Source organism: Microbacterium sp. MYb64 (assembly GCF_002979495.1).
Classification (GTDB): Bacteria; Actinomycetota; Actinomycetes; order Actinomycetales; family Microbacteriaceae; genus Microbacterium; species Microbacterium azadirachtae_A.
Genome location: NZ_PCOW01000002.1, coordinates 140,929 through 161,871 on the forward strand (window position 1 = coordinate 140,929; position 20,943 = coordinate 161,871).

18 protein-coding genes are annotated in these 20,943 nt (G+C 70.5%); 10 read left to right on the top strand and 8 right to left on the bottom strand.

All coding sequences use genetic code 11. The annotated features are described in order from the left end of the window. Positions 1–35 precede the first annotated feature (35 nt). The gene (locus CQ044_RS02815; protein ID WP_105686696.1) at positions 36–1,073 is read right to left on the bottom strand and encodes an asparaginase; all 1,038 of its coding nucleotides are present in this window, start codon (positions 1,071–1,073) and stop codon (positions 36–38) included. A 38-nt stretch (positions 1,074–1,111) separates the two neighbouring features. On the opposite strand from CQ044_RS02815, the gene CQ044_RS02820 reads away from it, so the two are divergent. Further along, a complete protein-coding gene (locus CQ044_RS02820) occupies positions 1,112–1,606 on the top strand; it encodes an OsmC family protein (protein ID WP_105686697.1) in 495 nt (164 codons plus the stop codon). A 9-nt stretch (positions 1,607–1,615) separates the two neighbouring features. On the opposite strand, the gene CQ044_RS02825 is transcribed toward CQ044_RS02820, so the two are convergent. Further along, on the bottom strand, positions 1,616–2,305 hold the full coding sequence (locus CQ044_RS02825; protein ID WP_105686986.1) for a 1-acyl-sn-glycerol-3-phosphate acyltransferase: 690 nt from the start codon (positions 2,303–2,305) through the stop codon (positions 1,616–1,618). Between the two features lie 261 nt (positions 2,306–2,566). On the opposite strand from CQ044_RS02825, the gene CQ044_RS02830 reads away from it, so the two are divergent. The 3 genes from CQ044_RS02830 to CQ044_RS02840 all read left to right on the top strand — a co-directional run bounded on the left by CQ044_RS02830 (position 2,567) and on the right by CQ044_RS02840 (position 6,125). Next, on the top strand, positions 2,567–3,535 hold the full coding sequence (locus CQ044_RS02830) for an FKBP-type peptidyl-prolyl cis-trans isomerase (RefSeq protein ID WP_258133139.1): 969 nt from the start codon (positions 2,567–2,569) through the stop codon (positions 3,533–3,535). A gap of 87 nt (positions 3,536–3,622) precedes the next feature. Further along, positions 3,623–4,708, top strand: a complete 1,086-nt coding sequence (dxr, locus tag CQ044_RS02835; protein ID WP_105686700.1) for a 1-deoxy-D-xylulose-5-phosphate reductoisomerase — start codon at positions 3,623–3,625, stop codon at positions 4,706–4,708. A gap of 85 nt (positions 4,709–4,793) precedes the next feature. Then, positions 4,794–6,125: an RIP metalloprotease gene (locus CQ044_RS02840; protein ID WP_105686702.1), complete on the top strand. Its 1,332-nt coding sequence runs from the start codon at positions 4,794–4,796 to the stop codon at positions 6,123–6,125. A 4-nt stretch (positions 6,126–6,129) separates the two neighbouring features. Here CQ044_RS02840 and CQ044_RS02845 read toward each other — a convergent pair whose 3' ends face one another. After that, positions 6,130–8,028: a chorismate-binding protein gene (locus CQ044_RS02845; protein WP_105686703.1), complete on the bottom strand. Its 1,899-nt coding sequence runs from the start codon at positions 8,026–8,028 to the stop codon at positions 6,130–6,132. Between the two features lie 182 nt (positions 8,029–8,210). On the opposite strand from CQ044_RS02845, the gene ispG reads away from it, so the two are divergent. From ispG to CQ044_RS02865, 4 genes are all read left to right on the top strand, one after another. After that, positions 8,211–9,362, top strand: a complete 1,152-nt coding sequence (gene ispG / locus CQ044_RS02850; protein ID WP_181158161.1) for a flavodoxin-dependent (E)-4-hydroxy-3-methylbut-2-enyl-diphosphate synthase — start codon at positions 8,211–8,213, stop codon at positions 9,360–9,362. Between the two features lie 70 nt (positions 9,363–9,432). Beyond that, positions 9,433–9,759, top strand: coding sequence for a nuclear transport factor 2 family protein (locus CQ044_RS02855; protein WP_105686705.1), 327 nt, complete (start codon positions 9,433–9,435; stop codon positions 9,757–9,759). A gap of 37 nt (positions 9,760–9,796) precedes the next feature. Further along, positions 9,797–10,657, top strand: a complete 861-nt coding sequence (locus CQ044_RS02860; protein ID WP_105686706.1) for a hypothetical protein — start codon at positions 9,797–9,799, stop codon at positions 10,655–10,657. A gap of 19 nt (positions 10,658–10,676) precedes the next feature. Next, complete coding sequence (locus tag CQ044_RS02865; protein ID WP_105686708.1) at positions 10,677–11,249, top strand: nitroreductase family protein; 573 nt, start codon at positions 10,677–10,679, stop codon at positions 11,247–11,249. Between the two features lie 18 nt (positions 11,250–11,267). Here the strand turns inward: CQ044_RS02865 and CQ044_RS02870 are convergent, their stop codons facing one another. From CQ044_RS02870 to CQ044_RS02885, 3 genes are all read right to left on the bottom strand, one after another. Next, complete coding sequence (locus CQ044_RS02870) at positions 11,268–12,797, bottom strand: HNH endonuclease signature motif containing protein (RefSeq protein WP_105686709.1); 1,530 nt, start codon at positions 12,795–12,797, stop codon at positions 11,268–11,270. 391 nt (positions 12,798–13,188) lie between these two features. After that, a complete protein-coding gene (locus CQ044_RS02880) occupies positions 13,189–14,541 on the bottom strand; it encodes an erythromycin esterase family protein (RefSeq protein WP_105686713.1) in 1,353 nt (450 codons plus the stop codon). Beyond that, positions 14,528–15,946: an RNB domain-containing ribonuclease gene (locus tag CQ044_RS02885; protein WP_105686714.1), complete on the bottom strand. Its 1,419-nt coding sequence runs from the start codon at positions 15,944–15,946 to the stop codon at positions 14,528–14,530. Before CQ044_RS02885 ends, CQ044_RS02880 begins: the two co-directional genes overlap by 14 nt. Before the next feature lie 53 nt (positions 15,947–15,999). Between CQ044_RS02885 and CQ044_RS02890 the strand changes: the two genes are divergently transcribed. Beyond that, positions 16,000–16,773, top strand: a complete 774-nt coding sequence (locus CQ044_RS02890; RefSeq protein ID WP_045273848.1) for an isocitrate lyase/phosphoenolpyruvate mutase family protein — start codon at positions 16,000–16,002, stop codon at positions 16,771–16,773. 70 nt (positions 16,774–16,843) lie between these two features. Further along, positions 16,844–18,601 carry a proline--tRNA ligase gene (locus CQ044_RS02895; protein ID WP_105686716.1) on the top strand — a complete coding sequence of 586 codons (1,758 nt, stop codon included), beginning with the start codon at positions 16,844–16,846 and terminating at the stop codon, positions 18,599–18,601. A 69-nt stretch (positions 18,602–18,670) separates the two neighbouring features. On the opposite strand, the gene CQ044_RS02900 is transcribed toward CQ044_RS02895, so the two are convergent. Beyond that, positions 18,671–19,273, bottom strand: coding sequence for a TetR family transcriptional regulator (locus tag CQ044_RS02900; protein WP_181158162.1), 603 nt, complete (start codon positions 19,271–19,273; stop codon positions 18,671–18,673). A 51-nt stretch (positions 19,274–19,324) separates the two neighbouring features. Continuing rightward, positions 19,325–20,815, bottom strand: coding sequence for an APC family permease (locus CQ044_RS02905; protein ID WP_105686719.1), 1,491 nt, complete (start codon positions 20,813–20,815; stop codon positions 19,325–19,327). Positions 20,816–20,943 lie beyond the last annotated feature (128 nt).

The following is a 20,943-nucleotide window of genomic DNA, read 5'->3' on the forward strand; positions in this document are numbered from 1 at the left end:
TTCCCTATGACGGGTACGGCCCCTTCTGGGGGCGCTCAGATTCCGGCGCCGGGGCGGATGGCCCCCACGCCGCTGCCGCCTCCGAGGACGGCAAGTGGAAGGGCCGAGGCGAGGCTGTCCACCTGCGCGTCGGTCAGCGCGCCCGCACGGGCGAGCAGGGTGGCGGCGACGATCGTCGCCGCGCGGCCGGAGCCGTCGAGCATCTTCAGGGCGACCGTGGCACCGTTCGGGGCCACCATCACCATCACGCCCTCCGCGCCGTGCTTCGCGAACACGCCGAGCTTCTCGATCGCGATGGTGTCGGGGCGGCCTGGACCCTCGATCGTCCACGGGTTCTCCCGCACCGTGCGCACCAGTGCGCCGGCGACGCGGTGCAGCGCGAACGGAGAGCGCTCCGAGGCGGTGCCGATGCGATGCACGGCCCTGGCGAGACCGGTGAGCGTGATGGCGTGCACGGGGGCGCCGCAGCCGTCGATGGCCGTGGCCGCGATGCGCTCGCCGCTGAGCCGCTCGACGACGTCCTTGATGTGCGCCTGCAGCGGATGATCCAGGTCGAGGTAGCCGTCGGTCGGCCAGCCGTTCGCGATGCAGGCGCGCAGCATCGTGGCGTGCTTGCCGGAGCAGTTCATCCGGATGCGCGCCTTGCCGGCGTGATCGCGCACGAGCTCGTCCCTGGTCGCCGAATCGCCGGGCCAGTCCGCGGGGCAGCCAAGGTCGTCCTCGGTGAGTCCGCCCGCCGCGAGGATCTCGCGCACCACCGCGACGTGCCTGTCGGTGCCGTTGTGGCTCGCCGTGGCGAGCCCGAGCTGCTCGCCCTCGAGCGGGGCGCCGGCGGTGAGGCACGCGATCGCCTGCAGCGGCTTCAGGCTGGAGCGGGGCAGCACCAGCGCGTCGGAGTTGCCGTGGCGGACCACGACCTCGCCCTCCGGGGAGAGCACGACAGCTGCTCCGATGTGGCGGGATTCGATGAATCCGTTCCGTTCGACGACGGCGAGTTCCACGGCATCCTGGACGGTCAGAGTCTGCACCACGAGTGCCAGCCTAGTGGGCGCGCGCACTGCCGACAGGCGCATTTCGACCCTGGCGGGCGGGATCCTGGCACGATGGATCCATGACCCTCGGCACGCATCACTACGCCCTCCGCGCCACCTGGACCGGGAACAGGGGCACCGGCACCTCGGGCTATCGCGACTACGACCGCGCGAGCACGGTTAGCGTCGAGGGCAAGCCGGATCTGCTGGCATCCTCCGACAAGCCGTTCCGGGGGGATCCCACCCGCTGGAACCCCGAGGACATGCTGCTCGCGGCGCTCAGCGAGTGCCACCTGCTGAGCTACCTGCACGCCTGCGTGACGGCGGGTGTCGTCGTCGTCGACTACCGCGACGAGGCCGCCGGCACGATGCAGGAGGACGGGCGAGGAGGCGGCGCGTTCACCGAGGTGACGCTGCATCCGGTGGTGACCATCGCCGAGGAGTCGATGCGCGCGGCCGCCGAGGCCGCGCATGCGCAGGCCAACGCCTGGTGCTTCATCGCGAACTCGGTGTCGTTCCCGGTGCACCACGAGGCGACGATCCTGGTCGCGGATCCCGTCGTGCACAGGGCGTGATCCGCGCGGTCAGCGCCGCTCGTGGGGCAGGGCCTGCTTGATCTTCTCGATCGTGCCCTGCGCCGGCACCTCGTTGTAGACGCCGGCGAGCTCCTGCTCGCTCAGCGCGTGGATCGCCGCCATGATCTCGTCGGTCGCGCCGCGGCGGGCACGGCCGGAGTTCGCGGCGCCGTGATGCGAGAGGTCGAGCGGCTCGCCGAAGCGGATCGTGACCTTCGAGCCGATCTTGGGCATGCTCGCGCCGACGGGCATCGCCTTGTCGGTGCCGATCACGCCGACCGGCACCACCTTCGCCCCCGTCTGCAGCGCGAGGAACGCGACTCCCGTGCGTCCCTTGTAGAGGCGGCCGTCGGTCGACCGCGTGCCCTCGGGGTAGAGGGCGACCGCGAGTCCCCGGTCCAGCAGCTTCCGCTGCGCGTCCAGCGCGTCCAGCGCCGCCTGCCCCGCGCCCCGGCGCACCGGGATCGCGCCGACCGCGCGCATGAAGTTCGCCACGAAGCGGCCCTTGAGGCTCGTGCCCTCGAAGTAGCTCGACTTCGCGAGGAAGTGCACGCGGCGGGGCGCCGCGACGGGGATCGCGATCGAGTCGATGAAGGAGAGGTGGTTCGACGCGATGATGATCGGCCCGTCCATCGGCACGTTCGCGCGGCCCTCGATACGAGGGCGGTAGATGAGCCGCGTGAGCGGGATCAGGATCATCCGGCCGAGCAGGTAGGTCGCCCCGGCCCGATGCAGTTCTTCGTCTTCGGCCTGGTGCTGATCCGCGACGGCTTCGTCGCGAGCCGCAGACGCTGCGGGTTCGGGTTCCGGGGTCACCAGACAAGGCTAGATCAGGATCCATTCCGCGATCGGAATGGGCTCGCGTGGCGGAACGGCGGGGCGGATCGCCCCGCCTCCCAGCGGCGGCAAAGCCCGATAGGGCAGGATAGGCGGGTTCGTCTCTACGTCTCGAGGTCCTCCGTGCGCATCCGCCTTGCCGCTGCTCTCTCCGCCGTCGCAGCGACGGCACTCCTGCTCTCCGGCTGCGCCGGCGCCGGGAGCCCCTCCGCTTCGCCGTCCCCGTCCGCGTCGTCGTCGTGCCTGCTCGACGCCAAGCCGGGCAAGACCTCCGACGCCGTCAAGGTCGAGGGCGAGGGCAAGGACCTGAAGGTCACGGTGCCGTCCGGCACGGACGTCGATGCCGCCGCCTCCGTCGAGCGCACGATCGTGAAGAAGGGCGACGGCGAGGAAGTGAAGTCCGGCGACCTCGTCTCCGCGCAGTACCGGATCGTCAGCGCGGCCGACAACACCGTGCTCGACTCCAGCGCGCGTCAGGCGGACGACCAGCTGCCGGTGCTCCTGGATCCGCAGCAGCAGTCGCTCTTCGTCGTTGCGCTCGGCTGCCAGCCGCTCGGCTCCTCGGTCGTGATGGCGGTCCCCGGCAAGATGTTCGGCGACGGCGGCAAGGCCGTCGTCGTGTACGCCCAGTCGATCAAGAAGCTGCCGACGGTCGCCACGGGCAAGGACGTGGCTCCGGTCGACGGAATGCCCGGCGTCAAGCTCGCCAAGGACGGCGCGCCTGAGATCACGATCCCGAAGGCCGACCCGCCGACCGAGACGAAGATCGCCCAGCTGAAGCAGGGCGATGGGCCGACCGTGGCCAGCGGCGACCAGGCCATCGTGCAGTACCGCGGCGTGACCTGGGCCGACGGCAAGGAGTTCGACTCCAGCTGGAAGCGCGGCACCCCCGCGCAGTTCCCGACGACCGGCGTCGTCGCGGGCTTCAAGAAGGCGCTCGAGGGGCAGAAGGTGGGCTCGCAGGTGCTGGTCGTGATCCCGCCGGCCGACGGCTACGGCGCCCAGGCCTCCGGATCGATCCCCGCCAACTCGACGCTCGTCTTCGTGATCGACATCCTCGGCACGGTTCCGGCGGCGACGCCGGCGCAGTGACCGCTTCCTGACCTGATCGGGGCCCGCCACGTCGCGCGACGTGGCGGGCCCCGTTCCGTTCGAGGGCATACGGCCTAGGCTGAGGCCATGCGTCGCGTCCTCGTCCTCGGCTCCACCGGCTCCATCGGCACTCAGGCCCTCGACGTGATCAGGGCGAATCCGGATCGTTTCGAACTGGTCGGGCTCGCCGCGGGCACCCAGGCCGAGCTGCTGGAGCAGCAGGCCGAGGAGTTCGGCGTGGAGGACACGGCTCTCGGCGCCGCCGAGACAGAACAGCTGGTCCGCGACGTCGAGGCCGACGTGGTGCTCAACGCGATCACCGGCTCCATCGGGCTCGGGTCGACCCTCGCCGCGCTGAAGGCCGGCCGCACTCTGGCGCTCGCCAACAAGGAGTCGCTGATCGTCGGGGGCTCCCTCGTGACCGCGCTCGCCGCACCCGGCCAGATCGTGCCCGTCGACTCCGAGCACTCCGCGCTCGCGCAGGCGCTGCGTTCCGGGACGAAGCAGGAGGTCCGCAGGCTCGTCGTGACCGCGTCCGGAGGGCCTTTCCGCGGCCGGTCCCGCGAGGAGATGGCCGCGGTCACCCCCGCGGAGGCGCTCGCGCACCCCACCTGGGACATGGGGCGCATGGTCACCACGAACTCGGCGACGCTCGTGAACAAGGGCCTCGAGGTCATCGAGGCGCACCTGCTGTTCGACGTGGACTACGAGCGCATCGAGGTCGTCGTGCATCCGCAGTCGATCGTGCACTCGATGGTGGAGTTCGTGGACGGATCCACGATCGCGCAGGCATCCCCGCCCGACATGCGCCTGCCCATCTCACTGGGTCTCGATTGGCCGAATCGTGTGGGCGGCGTCGGACGGCCGATCGACTGGACCAAGGCCGCGAGCTGGACCTTCGAACCCCTCGACAACGGGGCCTTCCCGTCGGTCGCCCTGGCGAAGCACGTCGGCCGCGCCGGGCGCACCTTCCCGGCCGTCTACAACGCCGCGAACGAGCAGGCCGTGAACGCGTTCCACGAGGGGCGGCTCAGCTTCCTCGCGATCGTCGACACGATCCAGCGCGTCGTCGACGCCCACGAGCCGCCCGACGAGCTCACGGTCGAGTCCCTGGCCGCCGCCGAGGCGTGGGCCCGAGCGACCGCAGACCGGATGATCGCCGCACAGGCGTGAGGCACCGGACCGGATCCGCTGGATCCTGGCGAGTGCACAGCTCCGGCACGGCCGTTTCCTAGCCCGGCACCGGTAACGTGGCGGGGTGGAGATCCTGCTATACATCGGCGGCCTGCTGTTCGTGCTGGTCGGGCTCGGTGTCTCGATCGCCCTGCACGAGCTCGGGCATCTCGTTCCCGCCAAGCTGTTCGGCGTGCACGTCGGTCAGTACATGATCGGGTTCGGGCCGCGGCTGTTCTCGAAGAAGATCGGCGAGACCGAGTACGGCGTCAAGGCGCTGCCGATCGGCGGCTTCATCTCCATGTCCGGCATGTACCCGCCTTCACCCGGCGATCAGGGCGACGACGGAGGGCGGAGCCGATCGCGCGGCGCCTTCCGTACCCTCATCCAGGACGCGAGGGCCGCGAACGACGAGACGATCGACCCCGAGCGCGCGAGCCGCGTCTTCTACCTGCTGCCGGTGTGGAAACGGGTCATCGTCATGTTCGGCGGCCCGTTCATGAACCTGGTCCTCGCGGTCGTCACGTTCACGGTGCTGCTGAGCGGCATCGGGCTGCAGCAGGGCACGACCACGATCGCCTCGGTCTCGGAGTGCGTGCTGCCCGCCGGATCCACGCAGACCTCGTGCTCCGCATCGGATCCGGTGGCCCCTGCGGCGCAGGCCGGCGTGAAGCCGGGGGACAGGATCGTCTCGGTCGACGGGAAGGACGTCAGCACCTTCGCCGAGGCCAGCGCGATCATCCAGGCCTCGCCAGGCAAGGCCCTCCCGCTCGTCGTCGAGCGCGACGGATCCCGGCTCACGCTGCAGCTGACCCCTGTCGCCGCCCAGCGGCAGGAAGCGGATGGCAACGGGCGCGCGGTCGTGGACGACAAGGGCAATGCGGTGATGCACACGGTCGGCTACGCCGGAGTCGGCGCGCAGCTCGCCTACGTGCAGCAGCCGCTGTCCGCCGGCTTCGATCAGGCGATGGCGAACACCGGATCCGTCGTGCAGCTCATCGGCAACCTGCCCGTGCGGCTGTGGGACGTGGGCGTCTCACTCGTCACCGGCACCCCACGGGATCCGAACGGACCGCTCAGCGTGATCGGCGTCGGCCGCATCGCCGGCGAGGTGGCCGCGGCCGATGCGCCGCTGCTGAACCGCTTCGCCGTGCTGCTGAGCCTCATGGGCTCGCTGAACGTCGCGCTGTTCGTGTTCAACCTGATCCCGCTGCTGCCCCTGGACGGCGGGCACATCGTGGTCGCGCTGTGGGACGGGTTGAAGCGCGCCTGGGCCAAGGTGGCCGGGCGTCCGAAGCCCAAGCCCGTCGACGCCACCCGGCTCGTGCCGTTGACGATCGTCGTGGCCGCGCTGCTCGTCGGCATGGGCGGTCTGCTGCTCGTCGCCGACCTGTTCAACCCCGTGTCGATCGGCTGATTCTTCAGCTCAGGGCGTGTCCGACCAGGCGTTCCAGGGTCGTCATGCCGTCGCGGGACAGGATCGATTCCAGGTGGCCCTGCACGGAGGCGAACGCCGGGCCGCGCAGCGCGTAGACGTCGCCTGAAGCTGCATCGGCGGATACTTCGGCGACCCCGGCTTCCGTCGTGCCGGGCGCGACGCGCGCCGTGAACGTGTTGTAGAAGCCGATGGAGGCGTCCTCGCCGAACACCGGCACCGCCTTCTGCAGACCCTGGTGCGGACTGGCGAGCGGCGCCAGCTCGATCCCGAGCGAGTCCGCGAGGATCTGGTGGCTGAGGCACACCGCGAGCAACGGGCGCGCCGTCTCGCGGCGGCGTGCCACGAGCGCGCGCATCCGGGCGATGCGCGGCGAGGAGTCGTCCCTCGGGTCGCCGGGGCCGGGGCCTGCGATGAGCAGGTCGGCGGCGTCGATCTCGGCGTCGTCGGCCTCCGCCCACGGCTGGATCCGCACCTCGAGTCCGAGGTGGCGCAGCTGGTGCGCGAGCATCGTGGTGAAGCGGTCCTCGGCGTCCACGACCACGGCCGTGCGCCCGGCGAAGGGCGAAGCCGTCGACGCCTCGGTGCCGCCGTCCTGCGGGTTGATCCAGAACTCGGCGAGGCGGGCGTTGCGCGAGGCGAGCAGAGCCTGGATCGCGGGATCGTCGGCCGGGGTCGCCCCGGATCCGGGCGCATCGGCATCCTCACGGGCCTCTGCGGCGGTGTCGCGCGCGACGGCGCCGATCGCACCCAGCACGCCCGCGGCCTTGCCGTGGGTCTCGCCGACCTCGCCGGCCGGATCGGAGTGGCGCACGAGTGTGGCGCCGACCGGCACGCTGACCTCGCCGTCCTTGAGGTACACCGTGCGGATGAGGATCGGCGCGTCCAGGTCGTGGCCGCCCGCGTCGTTCGGCGTGAAGAGCGCCGCCACGCCGGAGTAGTAGCCACGAGGCTTGCGCTCGTGCCGGCGGATCACCGTGCACGCGTTCTGCATTGGGGATCCGGTCACGGTCGGCGCGAACATGGTCTCGCGCAGGATGTCGCGCGGATCCAGCCGGCTGCTGCCGCGCAGCATGTACTCGGTGTGCGTGAGTCGCGACATCTGCTTGAGGTGCGGGCCGGTGATCCGCCCGCCGTCGGAGCAGACCGCGCTCATCATCTTGAGCTCCTCGTCGACCACCATGAACAGCTCCTCGGTCTCCTTCGTCGAGGAGAGGAACTCGCTCAGCGCCGCCGTGGTCGACCCGCCCGCAGGGTGTCGGAACGTGCCGGAGATGGGGTTCATGGTCACGACGCCGCCCTGGGCGACGACGTGCGCCTCGGGGCTCGCGCCGACCGCGACCACGCCGGGGGTGACGACCGCGAACGTCCAGTACGCGCCGCGCTCGTGCTCCAGCAGCGCTCGGAACCAGGTGAGCGCCGCCGTGCGCTCCGCGTCAGGGACCGTCGTGTCGATGCGGGCGGTGTAGTCGCGACGGATCACGAAGTTCGCACCCTCGCCGCGCCCGATCTCGTCGGCGATCACGCGCTCGACGATCGTGGCGTACTCCTCGTCGCTGAGGTCGAAGCCGCCGTCGTGCAGCGGGATCGGATCCGCGGGCAGCGCCGCGCGCACCTCGTCCGCGGGCAGGTGCAGGTGCTCGTCCACGATCAGGCAGCGCAGCGGAGCGCCGTCGTCCTGCGCCTCGAAGCCGCGCTCGCGGACCTGGCGATAGGGGACGAGCGAGAACACCTCGCGGCGCTCGCCGCCGGTGCCCAGGGGGATGTCGGCGAGGTTCGTCACGTCGACGATCTCGCCGGTGAGCAGCTCGACGCTGTCGGAGCCCTCGCGGGCGAGCAGGACGAAGGACGAATCGAGGGCGTGGATCCGGTCGGCGGTGGTCATTGAGGGTTCTCCTGAAAGAGGGATCCGACGCGGCAGAAACGACAAGACCGCCCCGGAAGGCGGTCTGGATCGTGGGTCGCGAACTCTCCGCCTAAGAGGCGGGCCACCAAGAGCGGTTCACGGACATGCGCCGAAACTACCACACGGATCCCGTCCAGCTGCGCACGGGTACCCTGGATGACGTGCCAGCTGTGAACCTGGGGATGCCCCGGATCCCCGACGTCCTCGCCCCGCGACGCAAGAGCCGCCAGATCAAGGTCGGCAAGGTGCTCGTCGGCGGCGGTGCTCCCGTCAGCGTGCAGTCGATGACGACCACGAAGACCACCGATATCAACGGGACGCTGCAGCAGATCGCCGAGCTCACGGCCTCCGGCTGCGAGATCGTGCGCGTCGCGGTGCCGTCGCAGGATGATGCGGACGTGCTGCACATCATCGCGAAGAAGAGCCAGATCCCGGTCATCGCGGACATCCACTTCCAGCCGAAGTACGTGTTCCAGGCGATCGATGCCGGCTGTGCTGCGGTGCGCGTGAACCCGGGCAACATCCGCAAGTTCGACGATCAGGTCGGCGCGATCGCGAAGGCGGCGAAGGATGCGGGCGTCTCGTTGCGCATCGGCGTGAACGCCGGCTCGCTCGACCCGCGCCTGCTCGAGAAGTACGGCAAGGCCACTCCCGAGGCGCTCGCCGAGAGCGCGCGCTGGGAGGCGTCGCTGTTCGAGGAGCACGACTTCCACGACTTCAAGATCTCGGTCAAGCACAACGACCCCGTCGTCATGGTGAAGGCCTACCGTCTGCTCGCCGCGATGGGCGACTGGCCGCTGCACCTCGGCGTGACCGAGGCCGGTCCGGCGTTCCAGGGCACGATCAAGTCGGCGACCGCCTTCGGGATCCTGCTCGGCGAGGGCATCGGCGACACGATCCGCGTCTCCCTGTCCGCACCTCCCGCCGAGGAGGTCAAGGTCGGCCACCAGATCCTGCAGTCGCTGAACCTGCGCGAGCGCAAGCTCGAGATCGTGTCCTGCCCCTCCTGCGGGCGGGCGCAGGTCGACGTCTACACGCTCGCCGAGAACGTCACCGAGGGCCTCAAGGACATGACCGTGCCGCTGCGCGTGGCCGTCATGGGCTGCGTCGTGAACGGTCCTGGCGAGGCCCGCGAGGCCGATCTCGGCGTCGCCTCCGGCAACGGCAAGGGGCAGATCTTCGTCAAGGGCGAGGTCATCAAGACCGTGCCCGAGGAGGACATCGTCGCGACCCTCATCGAGGAGGCGAACCGCATCGCCGACGAGATGGGGCCGAACGCGCCGCTCGGCACCGCGCAGGTCGTCACCAGCTGAGGGGCACCCCGTAGCGCGAGGCCTCCGCGGAGGGCCGCGTGACAGAGTGGGACCTTTCCGAGGAGGAATCATGAGCCAGCTTCCTGTTGCCGTGCAGCGCATGGTCGACGCCATCAACGATGCCGACACCGAGGCGTTCGTCGCCGCCTTCACGCCGGACGGCTTCGTCAGCGATTGGGGCACCGTCAAGGCGGGCCCCGAGGGCGTGCGCGCCTGGGCCGGGTCCGACGCGATCGGCGCCGGCGCCCGCATGACCGTTCTGTCCGCGGACACCGACGGCGACACGACCCGGATCCGCTTCGGCTGGCGCAGCAGCGTCTTCAACGGCGAGTCGGACGGGATCTTCGTGGTCTCCGACGGCCTCCTGGCCAGCTTCACCATCCCGCCGTCGCACTGACGTCGCGGCGTTCCCCGTCACCTTGTCTGGAGTCTCCGTGTCGCACAGCACCGTCGTCACCTTCCCTTCGGGGTCCCTCGTCGAGTCGGCGCGCGTCGTGGGCGTGCATCCGGCGGAGGGCGGAGCGGTGGTCGTGCTGGACCGTACTCCGTTCCACCCCGTCGACCACACCTGGCCGGATCAGCCGGGCGATCGGGGTGCGCTGCGCGTGGATGACGTCGAGGTCGCGGTGACCGAAGCGGTCATGGCGGCGGTGAGCGACGAGGGCGAGGTCGCGGTCGGTGCGGACATCCCGGTCAAGCGCGGTGCCGAGGGCTGGACCTGGCTCGTCGGGCACCGGGTCGAGGCCGTTCCTTCGGCGCTCGCGGCGGGCGCCTCGGCCGAGGCGACGGTCGATGCGGAGCGTCGTGCGGGGCTGAGCCGCGGGCACACCGCCTGTCACCTCGCGTCGCTGGCGCTGGATCTCGCGGTCGCGGATCTGTGGCGCAAGGATCCCGGATCCGATGCGCTCGGCACTCCCGATTTCGAGAGCCGCGCGAACCAGACGAGCTTCATCGACGAGGGCGGCTCGGTCGACGAGTACCGGCTCGGCAAGAGCCTGCGCAAGGCGGGGTTCGATACCGAGGGGTTCGCCGCGACTCTGGCGGAGCGCGAGGATCGGATCAACGCGCAGCTCGCCGCCTGGGTGGCGTCCGGCGCATCGAGCCGGATCGAGGTCGACGGCGAGACGATCGTGGATCGCCGTCGCTGGGTGTGCGGGCTGCCAGAGGGCACCGCATCGATCCTCTGCGGCGGCACGCACGTGTCGTCGCTCGCGGAGTTCGCGTCGATCCGGGTGTCGCTGGATCTGACGGATCCGCAGCTGCTGGTCATGAAGACCTCGGCTGTGCCGGCGTAGTTCGCGTCAGACTGGGAGCATGACGATCTGCGAGGTCCCGGCCGCTCCCGCTGTGCACCCGGCGCTGGCCGGCAGATTCAGCCCGGTCGGATTCGACCCGGAGTTCGAGATCGGCGCCGCGCACGTCGATTCGCTGCTGGACGCGGCGCGGATGGCGCCGTCGGCGGGGAACGGCCAGCCCTGGATGTTCCTCGTCGCTCGCCGGGGCGATGCGATCCACCGGCGGCTCGTGCCGCATCTCGCGCGGAGCTCATCGATGTGGGCGCCCGATGCGTCGCTGCTGGTGGTGAACTGCACGCAGGTGCTGGTCGAGGGGACCGTGGACTGGGCGTACTCGGAGTTCGCCGGCTACGACCTCGGTCAGGCCGTCGCCCACATGACCGTCCAGGGCCTTCATCTCGGACTCGACGCGCACCAGTTCCGGGCCTTCGATCGCGACGCGCTCGCCGCCGAGTTCCAGATCCCGCCTCATTGGGAGGCCACCACCATGACCGCGTTCGGTCGTGCCTCCCATGCCCCCGGGGACGTCTCGTCCGCGGGCACGAGCCGTGAGCGGGCCGGCCGTGACGAGATCACCTGGGCTCGCGACTGATCGCTTTCCGCGATCCCGTCACGCCGCCGCGCGGAACCGCTTCCGCCATGGTCGGACGCCCGCCCAGGCGTATCGGAGGGCAGGTCTGGACGGGAGCGCGAAGGTCTGCCCGCGAGGGTGATGAAGGACGAAGTCTTCCTTCTCGCGGCGGGTGATCCGCCAGCCGCCATGGTGCAGTTGCATGTGATGGAACCTGCACAGCAGGATGCCGCGGTCGATGTCGGTCCGCCCGTCATCGCGGACCCACTCGTCGATGTGGTGCGCTTCGCCGAAGGACGCCGGGCGATCGCAGCCTGTCCATCGGCATCCACCGTCTCGGATGGCGAGCGCGACGCGCTGCTTGGGCGTGAAGAGGCGGTGTTCGCGGCCGACGTCGAGCGGGTTCCCACGGGAATCGACCGTGACCCTGACAGCGCCGACATCGCACGTCTGCTGCTGGGCGACCGCCGAGGGGAATGAGTGCAGGTGGTCCTCCGCATGTGCGATCGGATCTGCGATGCCGTCGCCGTTCACGACCTGGACGATGCGGACTCCCGCACGTCGCGCACCGAACACGGCCGGGGCGTCGGCGAGAGCGCCGGTGCGGAGCAGATCGAGGAGCAGGTCGTAGGTCAGCTGGTCGTTCGTGCGCGGATCGTCGGTCAGAGCCTGCGCGCGGGCCTTCTCCTCGGCGTCGACGAAGCGGGGGCCGCCGGTCCGCGGGCGCATGGCGTTGGCGATGATGGTGGTCGCCCACGCGTAGCCTTCGTCATCGAAGTCGATCGCGCCCCGCTTGTGACCGTCGGCCGTGGTCCACACGCGGAACGAGCGCCGCGAGTAGCGTTCCTGGAATCGTCGGGCCGCACCCTCGGGGTCGAGCCGATCGCGGATCGTGCGCGCCGCCGAGCCCAGCATCTCCGGAGTGTCGTGGGCCGCGGCAGCCATGAGCTGGTCGGCGGCCACCTCCCACAGCTCGCGCAGGAGCGCGTCGTGCTCGGTCTCGTCGCACTCCGGCTCGTGCTCGCACTCGTGCTCGGTCTCGTCGGAGAGCGGAGGATCTGCGAGCCCCTGACGGATCGCGTCGTGCTGCGCCGACGTGATCCGCCCGTCGAGCAGGGCACGATCGAGCTCTGTGTGCCAGGGCGTGACCGGCTTCTCCGCGCGAGTCGATTCGTCGTCCGAAAACTGGTCGCCGGCGGCCGGGACCGAGGAAGCCGCCGCGACTGCCGAGGTGCGGAGCGACTCGCCGATGCGCACCTGCCGGCCGGCTTCGGCCCTCGTCGAGCCCGTGATCTCCTGCACGAGGGAGGCGACGTTCCTGTGTCCGCGGGACTGGGCGAGTCCGTTCTGCCCGGCTTCGCGGGAAGAACGGGCCGCGATGACGCCCGTGACCGCCGCCCGGATCCTCTCCCCGCTCTGGACCAGCGCTGTCGCCGCCGTGAGCGCATCGACTGCTTGCGCATCGTCGAGCCGCTCGATGAGCGGGATGAGATCGATCGGTTCGAGGGCATCACCGAGCAGCGCGCGCAGGGCCTGAACCTGTGCCTCGATGTCGGTGAAGAGTTCCATGCTCCATTCTCTCGAACACCACCGACATTCGGAGAGACGATCCAAGATCGGGGAAGAACTTCGAACGAGGGCTGACTGTGCGGATCGTCAGCGCACGTGGCCCTCGTGGACGCGACCTCCGGCGACATCGAGCTCTCGTTCGATCTGCGCGGCGAACGATGAGTGGTCGCCGATCAGCAGTGGCGCGGAGAGCAGCGCCGCTCGATGCGGATCGAAGTCGCGGAGGCGGCGGTGTCGCGCCCGGCGCAGCTGCGGATGGAAAGTCCGCCCGATCACCACATCGCGCGCAGGACGCGCTCGGCGTCCGCGGGAGAGGCCGTCGCGCCGTGCGGCAGCGGCGAGAGCGCGCGCCGCCTCGGCGACCGCCCGCGAGACGGGCGTCGCAGAACGGTCAGCGCCGATCGAGCCCGCGGTCGTCGATCCAGGTCCGCCAGGGGGTCACCGACCGGATGAACGCCACCGCGTCGAACGCGTCGCGTGCGCGGCCCGGCTGGACCACGTCGCCGTTGTGCCATCCGGTGGTGGCATCGAGCGCGATGGCGGCCGCCTCCGGCGCGGTGCGGAGGTCGATGACGGCATCGTCGATGCCTGATCGCTCCAGCGCCGCGTCCAGGCTGGACGGATCGAGCGATGCGAGCGGCGCGACGAAGGGGCGGGAATGCCCCGGGGGATCCGTGGGATCGGGGCGATGCAGCCATTGCTCGCCGCCGCCGAACGCGGTCCCGACCACCACGAGGTCGTCGCCGAGCCGGTCCGAGAGGTGCCCGCCCATGGTCGTCATCGGATCCGGGACGAACGGGGGAGCGGAGAACGGGGTCCGCTGCACATGCCCGTTGGCCGCCGAGACCACGATGCGGGGCTCCCGCTGCAGGACCCACTCCACGGTGTCGGCCATCCACTCGTCGCGGATGTTCGCGGCGGGCCAGGTGCGGGTGGGGCCCGCGGTCATCGCCTGCAGGAACGCATCGGCCGCCCTGGCGCTCTCGGCGGCGCGGATCGCGAAGTCCACCCGCTGCTCCGCCACGGCGCCACCGCCGAGCGCCGCGATCTGCTCGCGCCGACGTGCCCGGATGCGTGCGGTGAGATCGGCGATGCCGACCGTGATGACCGCCCGATCCGGCGCGGGCAGCGCCAGATACGCCCGGATGGAGGGCGCGGCCTGTGCCAGGCCTGTGCGGTCGTCGGGGAGATACCCGAACAGCGGCAGCAGGGTCTCTCGGATGTGCGCGGCGTAGTGCGGATCCGCCTCGTCGAGGAGACCGAGCGCGGCGAGGATCCCGGGCAGCGCGCTCGCTGAGGAATCGGGCAGATCCATCCCGTACCAGCGCGGGGCCGATCGCCCGGTCGCGGTGCGCTCGCGCATCCAGGTGAGCTGGTCGAGCATCTCCTGGCAGGCGCCGAAGCCGTAGGAGACGCCTTCGCGCAGGGTGTCCCGCAGGCCAGCGCGCCCGGTGCGGATCCACTCGTCGACGCGTCCTCCCTCCGGGAGCCCGCTCTCCGTCACGAGGGCGGTGAACCCGGCGCGCCGGTGCAGGAACCGGAACACGCGGTCGCGCAGCGCGAAGAACTCGTGGACGCGGTGCATCGACTCGCCGATCGCGACGACGCGGGCATCGCCCACGATGCCGAGAAGCGGTTCGAGGTCCGCGTCGTCGTCCTCATCCGGATCGACCGTGCGTAGGCGATGCGCGTGACTGCGGAGCCACGCGCTCAGGTCGTCCGCGGAGCCCTCAGACGACCGCAAAGGCCGCCTGCCCCTTCGCGACGTCGACGGAGTTCAGCACCACCTGGATGGTCGCGCCCGCGGCCGCCGAATCCGGCAGCGCCATCGAGGCGGTCACCGGCGGCTCCGTGATCTGCACGGTGCCGCGCTCGCCGTTGCGGCGGATCACCACCGCGGGGAAGGTCTCGCCGACGTGCGGCGCGAGCACGGCGGCCTCCACGAGGTCGAGCGTGCGCGAGTTCAGCGTGGACGACCGCTGCGCCGCGGCGCGCATCAGATCCGGAACCTGCGCCATGCTCTCGTGCACCCACGCGGGGATCTCCTCGCCGTGGCTCACCGCGAGCGAGATCGCGAGGGACCAGCGGTCAACGAGCCGCCGCAGCGGAGCGGTGGCGTGGGCATAGGGCGCGGCGATCGCGGCCTGCGTCGTCTCGGCCGGGACCTCGCCGTCGAACGCGACATAGCCGGCGCCGCGGAACAGCGCGGATGCGGCCTCCAGGATCGGCAGGGTGCGCGGATCGTCCCGGTCGAGGCCGCGCAGGTAGTCGCCGTACCGGCCCGCCGTCCACGGCACGCCGAGCGCCTCGGTCTGCCGGCGGAACGTGTCGAATGCGGCGTCGTCGGGCTGCGGCATGGTCCGCAGGATGCCGACCTTCGTCTGCAGCATGAGCTGCGCCGCGGCCATGCCGGTCATGAGCGACAGCTGCGCGTTCCAGTCCTCGATCGGCAGGGGCGTGCGGCGCTCGATCGCGTAGGTGCCGTCGTCCTTGCGCACGACCTCATCGTCGGGCAGGTTCAGGCTCGCACCGCCGCGCTGCGCCTCCTGCGCCAGACGCAGGCGCCCGACCTCAGGAAGGAGCGCGGCCGGGGTGTCCCTGCCTGCGTCGAGGTCCGCCTGGGTCGTGATGTAGTCCAGCTTCGCGCGGGAGCGGATCAGCGCACGTTCCAGCCGCGTGTCGGTGACGGTTCCGGCCGCGTCCAGGGCGAACGTCCACACGAGCGCGGGGCGGTCCTGATCCGGCAACAGCGAGGCGCGATCCTCGCTGAGCACGGGCGGATGCAGCGGGATCGTGCCGTCGGCCGCGTACAGCGTCTCGCCGCGGGCGCGGGCCGCCTCGTCGAGCGCGCCGCCCGCCGTCACGAACGACGGGACGTCCGCGATCGCATAGCGGACCGTGTAGCCGGATCCGCTCCGCTCGATCTGGAAGGCCTGATCGAGATCCATGGATCCGGCCGGGTCCAACGTGGCGAACGCGATGTGGCGCAGGTCCAGGTCCGGCAAGGGCGCCGAGGCCGACGCGGCCTCCGCGAGCGCCTCGGGTGAGAATTCCGCAGGAGCACCGATCTCGGTGCGCAGCGCCGCGAGCGCGGTGGCGAGCTCGCTCTGTGCGGCGGACGGGGCGACGTGCGATCGGCGCTGCGGCATGGGTTCAGCCTAGGCCGCCCTCCGCGTCCGAGCCGGGTATTAGCGTTGTGTCCATGACCACCTCTGCCGACAAGGCCCGCACCCTCGCCGCGCTCTACGCGGCCCCCGAGATCCTCCGCGTCGTGAACGTGTGGGACGTCGTCTCCGCCAAGGCGATCGCCGCCCTGCCCGAGACCACGGCCATCGCCACCGCGGGCCACTCCATCGCCTCCTCCTACGGCTACGCCGACGGTGCGATCCCGCGCGAGCTCATGCTCGACATGGTCGGCCGCATCGCCGCCGCGGTCGAGCTGCCGGTGACCGCCGACCTCGACGACGGCTACGGCGACGCGGGGGAGACCGTGCGCCTCGCGATCGGCGCGGGCGTCGTGGGTGCGAACGTCGAGGACCGGCTGCGCCCCCTCGCCGAGGCCGCGGCCGATGTCGAGGCGATGATCCGTGCCGGTGAGGCCGAGGGCGTTCCGTTCGTGCTCAACGCCCGCACCGACGCCTTCGTCCGCGGCGGAGGCCGCCCCGTCGAGGAGTCCGTCGCCGACGCGATCGCGCGCGGCCGGGCCTACCTGGACGCCGGTGCCACCGCGGTGTTCGTGCCGGGGATCCTCGACGCCGACACCACCCGCGCCCTCGTCGAGGGGATCGGTCACGGCAAGGTCAGCGTGATCGGCCTGCCCGGCGCGCTCACCTCCACCGAGTACGAGGCGCTCGGCGCCGCCCGCATCTCCTTCGGCCCGCTGCCGCAGCGGGTCGCCCTCACCGCGCTGCAGGACAACGCGGCAGAGCTCTACGCGGGCGGGGTCATCCCGGCGAGCACGCGCGCGCTGAACTGATCCGACCTGCCGATCGCCCCGCCTCTGCAACCCGCACAGGCGGGGCGATCGTCGTCAGTAGACTTGTCCGGTGGTCACACGTCTCTCGAACTTCTTCCTCCGCACGCTCCGCGAAGACCCGGCCGGCGCCGAGGTCGCGAGCCACAAGCTGCTGATCCGCGCCGGATACATCCGACCGCAGGCATCCGGCATCTTCGCCTGGCTTCCGCTGGGCTTGCGCGTCAAGGCGCGCATCGAGAAGGTCGTCCGCGAGGAGATGGCCGCCGCGGGCGCCCAGGAGGTGCACTTCCCGGCGCTCATGCCGCGTGAGGCATACGAGGCGTCCGGCCGCTGGGACGAGTACGGCGACCTGCTGTTCCGACTGCAGGACCGCAAGGGCGGCGACTATCTGCTCGCGCCCACGCACGAGGAGGCGTTCACGCTGCTCGTGAAGGACCTGTACTCCTCGTACAAGGACCTGCCGCTGACGATCTTCCAGATCCAGGACAAGTACCGCGACGAGGCCCGGCCCCGCGCCGGCCTGCTGCGCGGCCGCGAGTTCACGATGAAGGACGCCTACTCCTTCGACGCCAGCGATGCCGGTCTCGACGTCAGCTACCAGGCGCAGCGCGACGCCTACGAGCGCATCTTCCAGCGCCTGGGCCTGGAGTACGTCATCGTGCAGGCCGATGCCGGCGCCATGGGCGGATCCCGCAGCGAGGAGTTCCTGCACCCGACGCCCGTCGGCGAGGACACGTTCGTGCGTTCTGAGGGCGGCTACGCGGCCAACGTCGAGGCGTACACGACCGCGATCCCCGAGCCCCTCCCGTTCGATGCGGCGAGCGCCCCCGTGATCTTCGACTCGCCGAACACGCCCACGATCGAGACGCTCGTGACGCATGCGAACGCGAACCTCGAAGGCGACTTCACGGCGGCCGACACGCTGAAGAACGTCGTGCTCGCGCTCACGCACCTCGACGGCACCCGCGAACTCGTCGTCATCGGCATCCCCGGTGACCGCGAGGTCGACGAGAAGCGCGCGGAGGTCGCCTTCGCCCCCGCCGAGATCGAGCCGGCGACCCCCGACGACTTCGAGAAGCACCCGCTGCTGGTCAAGGGCTACATCGGCCCGTGGTCGCCCACCGGCGCGATCCTCGGCGAGGAGTCCGCGACCGGGATCAGGTACCTCCTCGACCCCCGCGTCGTCGAGGGCACGAGCTGGATCACGGGCGCGAACATCGATCAGAAGCACGCGCACTCCGTGATCGCGGGCCGCGACTTCTCCGCGGACGGCATCGTGGAGATCGCCAACGTGCGCGAGGGCGACCCCGCACCCGACGGATCCGGCCCCGTGCATCTCGCGCGCGGCATGGAGATCGGTCACGTCTTCCAGCTCGGCCGCAAGTACGCCGACGCGCTCGGGCTCAAGGTGCTCGACGAGAACGGCAAGCTCGTGACCGTCACGATGGGCTCCTACGGCATCGGCGTGACCCGCATCCTCGCGATCATCGCGGAGCTCAACAACGACGACAAGGGGCTCATCTGGCCCGCCTCCGTGGCACCGTTCGACGTGCACGTGGTGGCCGCGGGTCGCGACCAGGTCGCGTTCGAGGTGGCCGCGGACGCCGCGGCTCAGCTCGAGGCCGCAGGTCTCGACGTGCTCTACGACGACCGCCCCAAGGTCTCACCCGGGGTCAAGTTCGGCGACGCCGAGCTCGTGGGCGTGCCGCGCGTGCTCGTCGTCGGCCGCGGCGCCGCCGACGGCCAGGTCGAGCTGTGGGATCGTCGCAGCGGCGAGCGCGACACCGTCTCCCTCGCGGAGGCCCTGCAGGCGCTCACCGCGCGCTGATCCCGTTCCCGCACTGCGAAGGCCCCGGGGATCCGAATCGGATCCCGGGGCCTTCCGCGTGCGCGAGGGTCAGTCCGCCGTGATCTCGCAGCCCAGCGCGAGCGACGCGTAGGAGAGGATGTTCGCGCGGTAGGTCGTGGCGCCGTGCTCGAGGCCGATCAACGGGTAGAGGTCGTACGCGTCTTCGAGCGCGACGATGTTGCGCGCGATCACGGTGAGCTCCGCCGCGGGCCGGAAGACGCCGAGCGCCGCCCCGATCTCGATCGTGGAGCGGTAGAGGCTCACCTGGCGCTCCACGATCGAGCGATGCAGCGGACGGTACTGGGGCTGCTCGCGCAGCAGCGGGATGCTCTCGTACGCCATCCGCAGATGGTCGCTGATCTCATCGGGCACACCAGCCTCGACCAGCTTCGCGAGCCGACGGATCGGATCCGGCTCCTGCTCCGCGATCACCCTGCGGTGCTCGTACATCTCCTCCAGCACGCCCTCGACGGTCGCGTACATGAGGTCGTCGAAGCTGGAGAAGTAGTAGAGCACGCTGCCGGCGCTCACCGACGCCTCGGCCGCGACCGCGCGCACGTTCGTCGCATTCAGCCCGCTCCGGCCGGCGACCCGGCGGGTGGCCGAGATGAGCTCGGCACGACGTGCGCTGTGCTTGTGCGGTGCCGGCACGGCGACCCCTTCCTGCGAACTGTCGGAGCCGTCGCGTCCGGATATCGGCGCTCAGCCCTCGTCGTCCACGACCACCGTGGTCAGCTCAGCATAATGCCGCGGGTTGCGGGCCTTGAGGACGAAGCCGATCACGATCCCGGCGAGGAACAGGACAGGGGTCGGGGCCAGCAGAGCGATGTTGATGGGACCCTCGACCCCGGAGACGAGACCGAAGTTCGTCGCGATGAGGATCCATCCCACGATCAGGCCGATCGCACCGAGCGCCGGCGCGACGATCACGCGCCAGACGCTGTGCCCTCGACGGTCGCGCAGGAAGAAGCCGACGACGGCGATCGCCGCGACCGCCTGCGCGAACACGAGGCCGGCGACGCCCACCGAGTACACCGGCAGGGCGAAGCCGAGGAACGGATCCGCACCGGTGGCGAGCGTGATCACGATCGCGGCGAGCGAGACGATGCTCATCACGAGACTCGCGTGGTGCGGGGCCTGAGTCTTGATCTGCGTGCGGGCGAGCCAGGCGGGCAGCAGCCGCTCGCGGCCGATCGAGAACAGGTAGCGGGTGCAGGCGTTGTGGAACGCGAGCAGACAGGCGAAGAAGCTCGTGACGATGAGGACGCGCATCGTGATCGACGCCCAGAGGCCCAGGTACTGGTCGCCGGCGTTGAACACCATGTCCTGGAAGGTGTCCTCCTGCGCGAGCTTGAGCACGCCGTCCACGCCGAAGGCGACCGTGAGGATCCAGAACGTGAAGGCGTAGAAGATCCCGAGGAACGCGATCGCGATGTAGGTCGCCATCGGGACCGTGCGGGTGGGGCGGATCGCCTCTTCGGTGTAGATGGCGGTGCTCTCGAAGCCGAGGTAAGCGCCGAAGCCGAACACGAACAGCGCACCGCTGCCCGCGGCGAAGAACACGTTCTGCGGAGCGAAGGCGGCGAACGAGATCGGCTCCGGACCGCCCTGTGCGAGGACGCCGATCGCGAGGATCAGCAGGATCGCGACCTCCGCGGTGAGCAGGACGGCGAGGACCTTCGCGCCCACGTCGATCTTGCGATAGCCGAGGATGCCGACCGCGAGGAAGGCGATGAGCGCGTAGACGGTCCACGGCAGGTCGATCCCGAACAGCGCCGAGAACGTCATCTCGCCGAAGAAGCCCACGAAGCCGTAGAAGCAGACGCAGAGGGCCGCGTAGGAGAAGATCGTGACGAACACGATCCCGATCCCGATCGGCTTGCCGAGCCCCTTCGAGCCGTAGATGTAGAAAGCGCCGGCGTTGCGGACGTAGCGGGACATCGCGGTGAACCCCACCGCGAACAGCATCAGCACGATGCCGGAGGCGAGCATGGCCCCTGGGCCGCCGATCCCCGCGAGACGGAAGTCGGTGGGAGCGGCGCTGGCGACCACCGTGAGCGGCGCCGCGGCGGAGATCACGAAGAAGACGATCGCCCAGATGCCCAGGCGGCGTCGGGCGAGCGCGGTGCCGCCGGTGAGGGCGGCGTCGGCCGGGGCGGCGACCGCGGAATCGGCGGGGGAAGGTCGAGACATCATCGGCTCCTGGTTCGATCCGCCGTCGCATCGGGACAGCAACGGCGCTTGAACAGTGATTCAAGAGCGTTAAGTCGATCCTGTCAAGCAATTGGCTACGATCTGTCGTAAGATTCTGAACAATCGTT

Excerpts from the sequence above, each read along its gene's own strand:
- dxr (WP_105686700.1), top strand. The coding sequence starts at position 3,623 with ATGCGTCGCGTCCTCGTCCTCGGCTCCACCGGCTCCATCGGCACTCAG.
- CQ044_RS02870 (WP_105686709.1), bottom strand. The coding sequence starts at position 12,797 with ATGGAACTCTTCACCGACATCGAGGCACAGGTTCAGGCCCTGCGCGCG.
- CQ044_RS02905 (WP_105686719.1), bottom strand. The coding sequence starts at position 20,815 with ATGTCTCGACCTTCCCCCGCCGATTCCGCGGTCGCCGCCCCGGCCGAC.
- CQ044_RS02885 (WP_105686714.1), bottom strand. The coding sequence starts at position 15,946 with ATGCCGCAGCGCCGATCGCACGTCGCCCCGTCCGCCGCACAGAGCGAG.
- CQ044_RS02815 (WP_105686696.1), bottom strand. The coding sequence starts at position 1,073 with ATGCGCCTGTCGGCAGTGCGCGCGCCCACTAGGCTGGCACTCGTGGTG.
- CQ044_RS02845 (WP_105686703.1), bottom strand. The coding sequence starts at position 8,028 with ATGACCACCGCCGACCGGATCCACGCCCTCGATTCGTCCTTCGTCCTG.
- CQ044_RS02825 (WP_105686986.1), bottom strand. The coding sequence starts at position 2,305 with ATGATCCTGATCCCGCTCACGCGGCTCATCTACCGCCCTCGTATCGAG.
- CQ044_RS02820 (WP_105686697.1), top strand. The coding sequence starts at position 1,112 with ATGACCCTCGGCACGCATCACTACGCCCTCCGCGCCACCTGGACCGGG.
- CQ044_RS02890 (WP_045273848.1), top strand. The coding sequence starts at position 16,000 with ATGACCACCTCTGCCGACAAGGCCCGCACCCTCGCCGCGCTCTACGCG.
- CQ044_RS02865 (WP_105686708.1), top strand. The coding sequence starts at position 10,677 with ATGACGATCTGCGAGGTCCCGGCCGCTCCCGCTGTGCACCCGGCGCTG.
- CQ044_RS02855 (WP_105686705.1), top strand. The coding sequence starts at position 9,433 with ATGAGCCAGCTTCCTGTTGCCGTGCAGCGCATGGTCGACGCCATCAAC.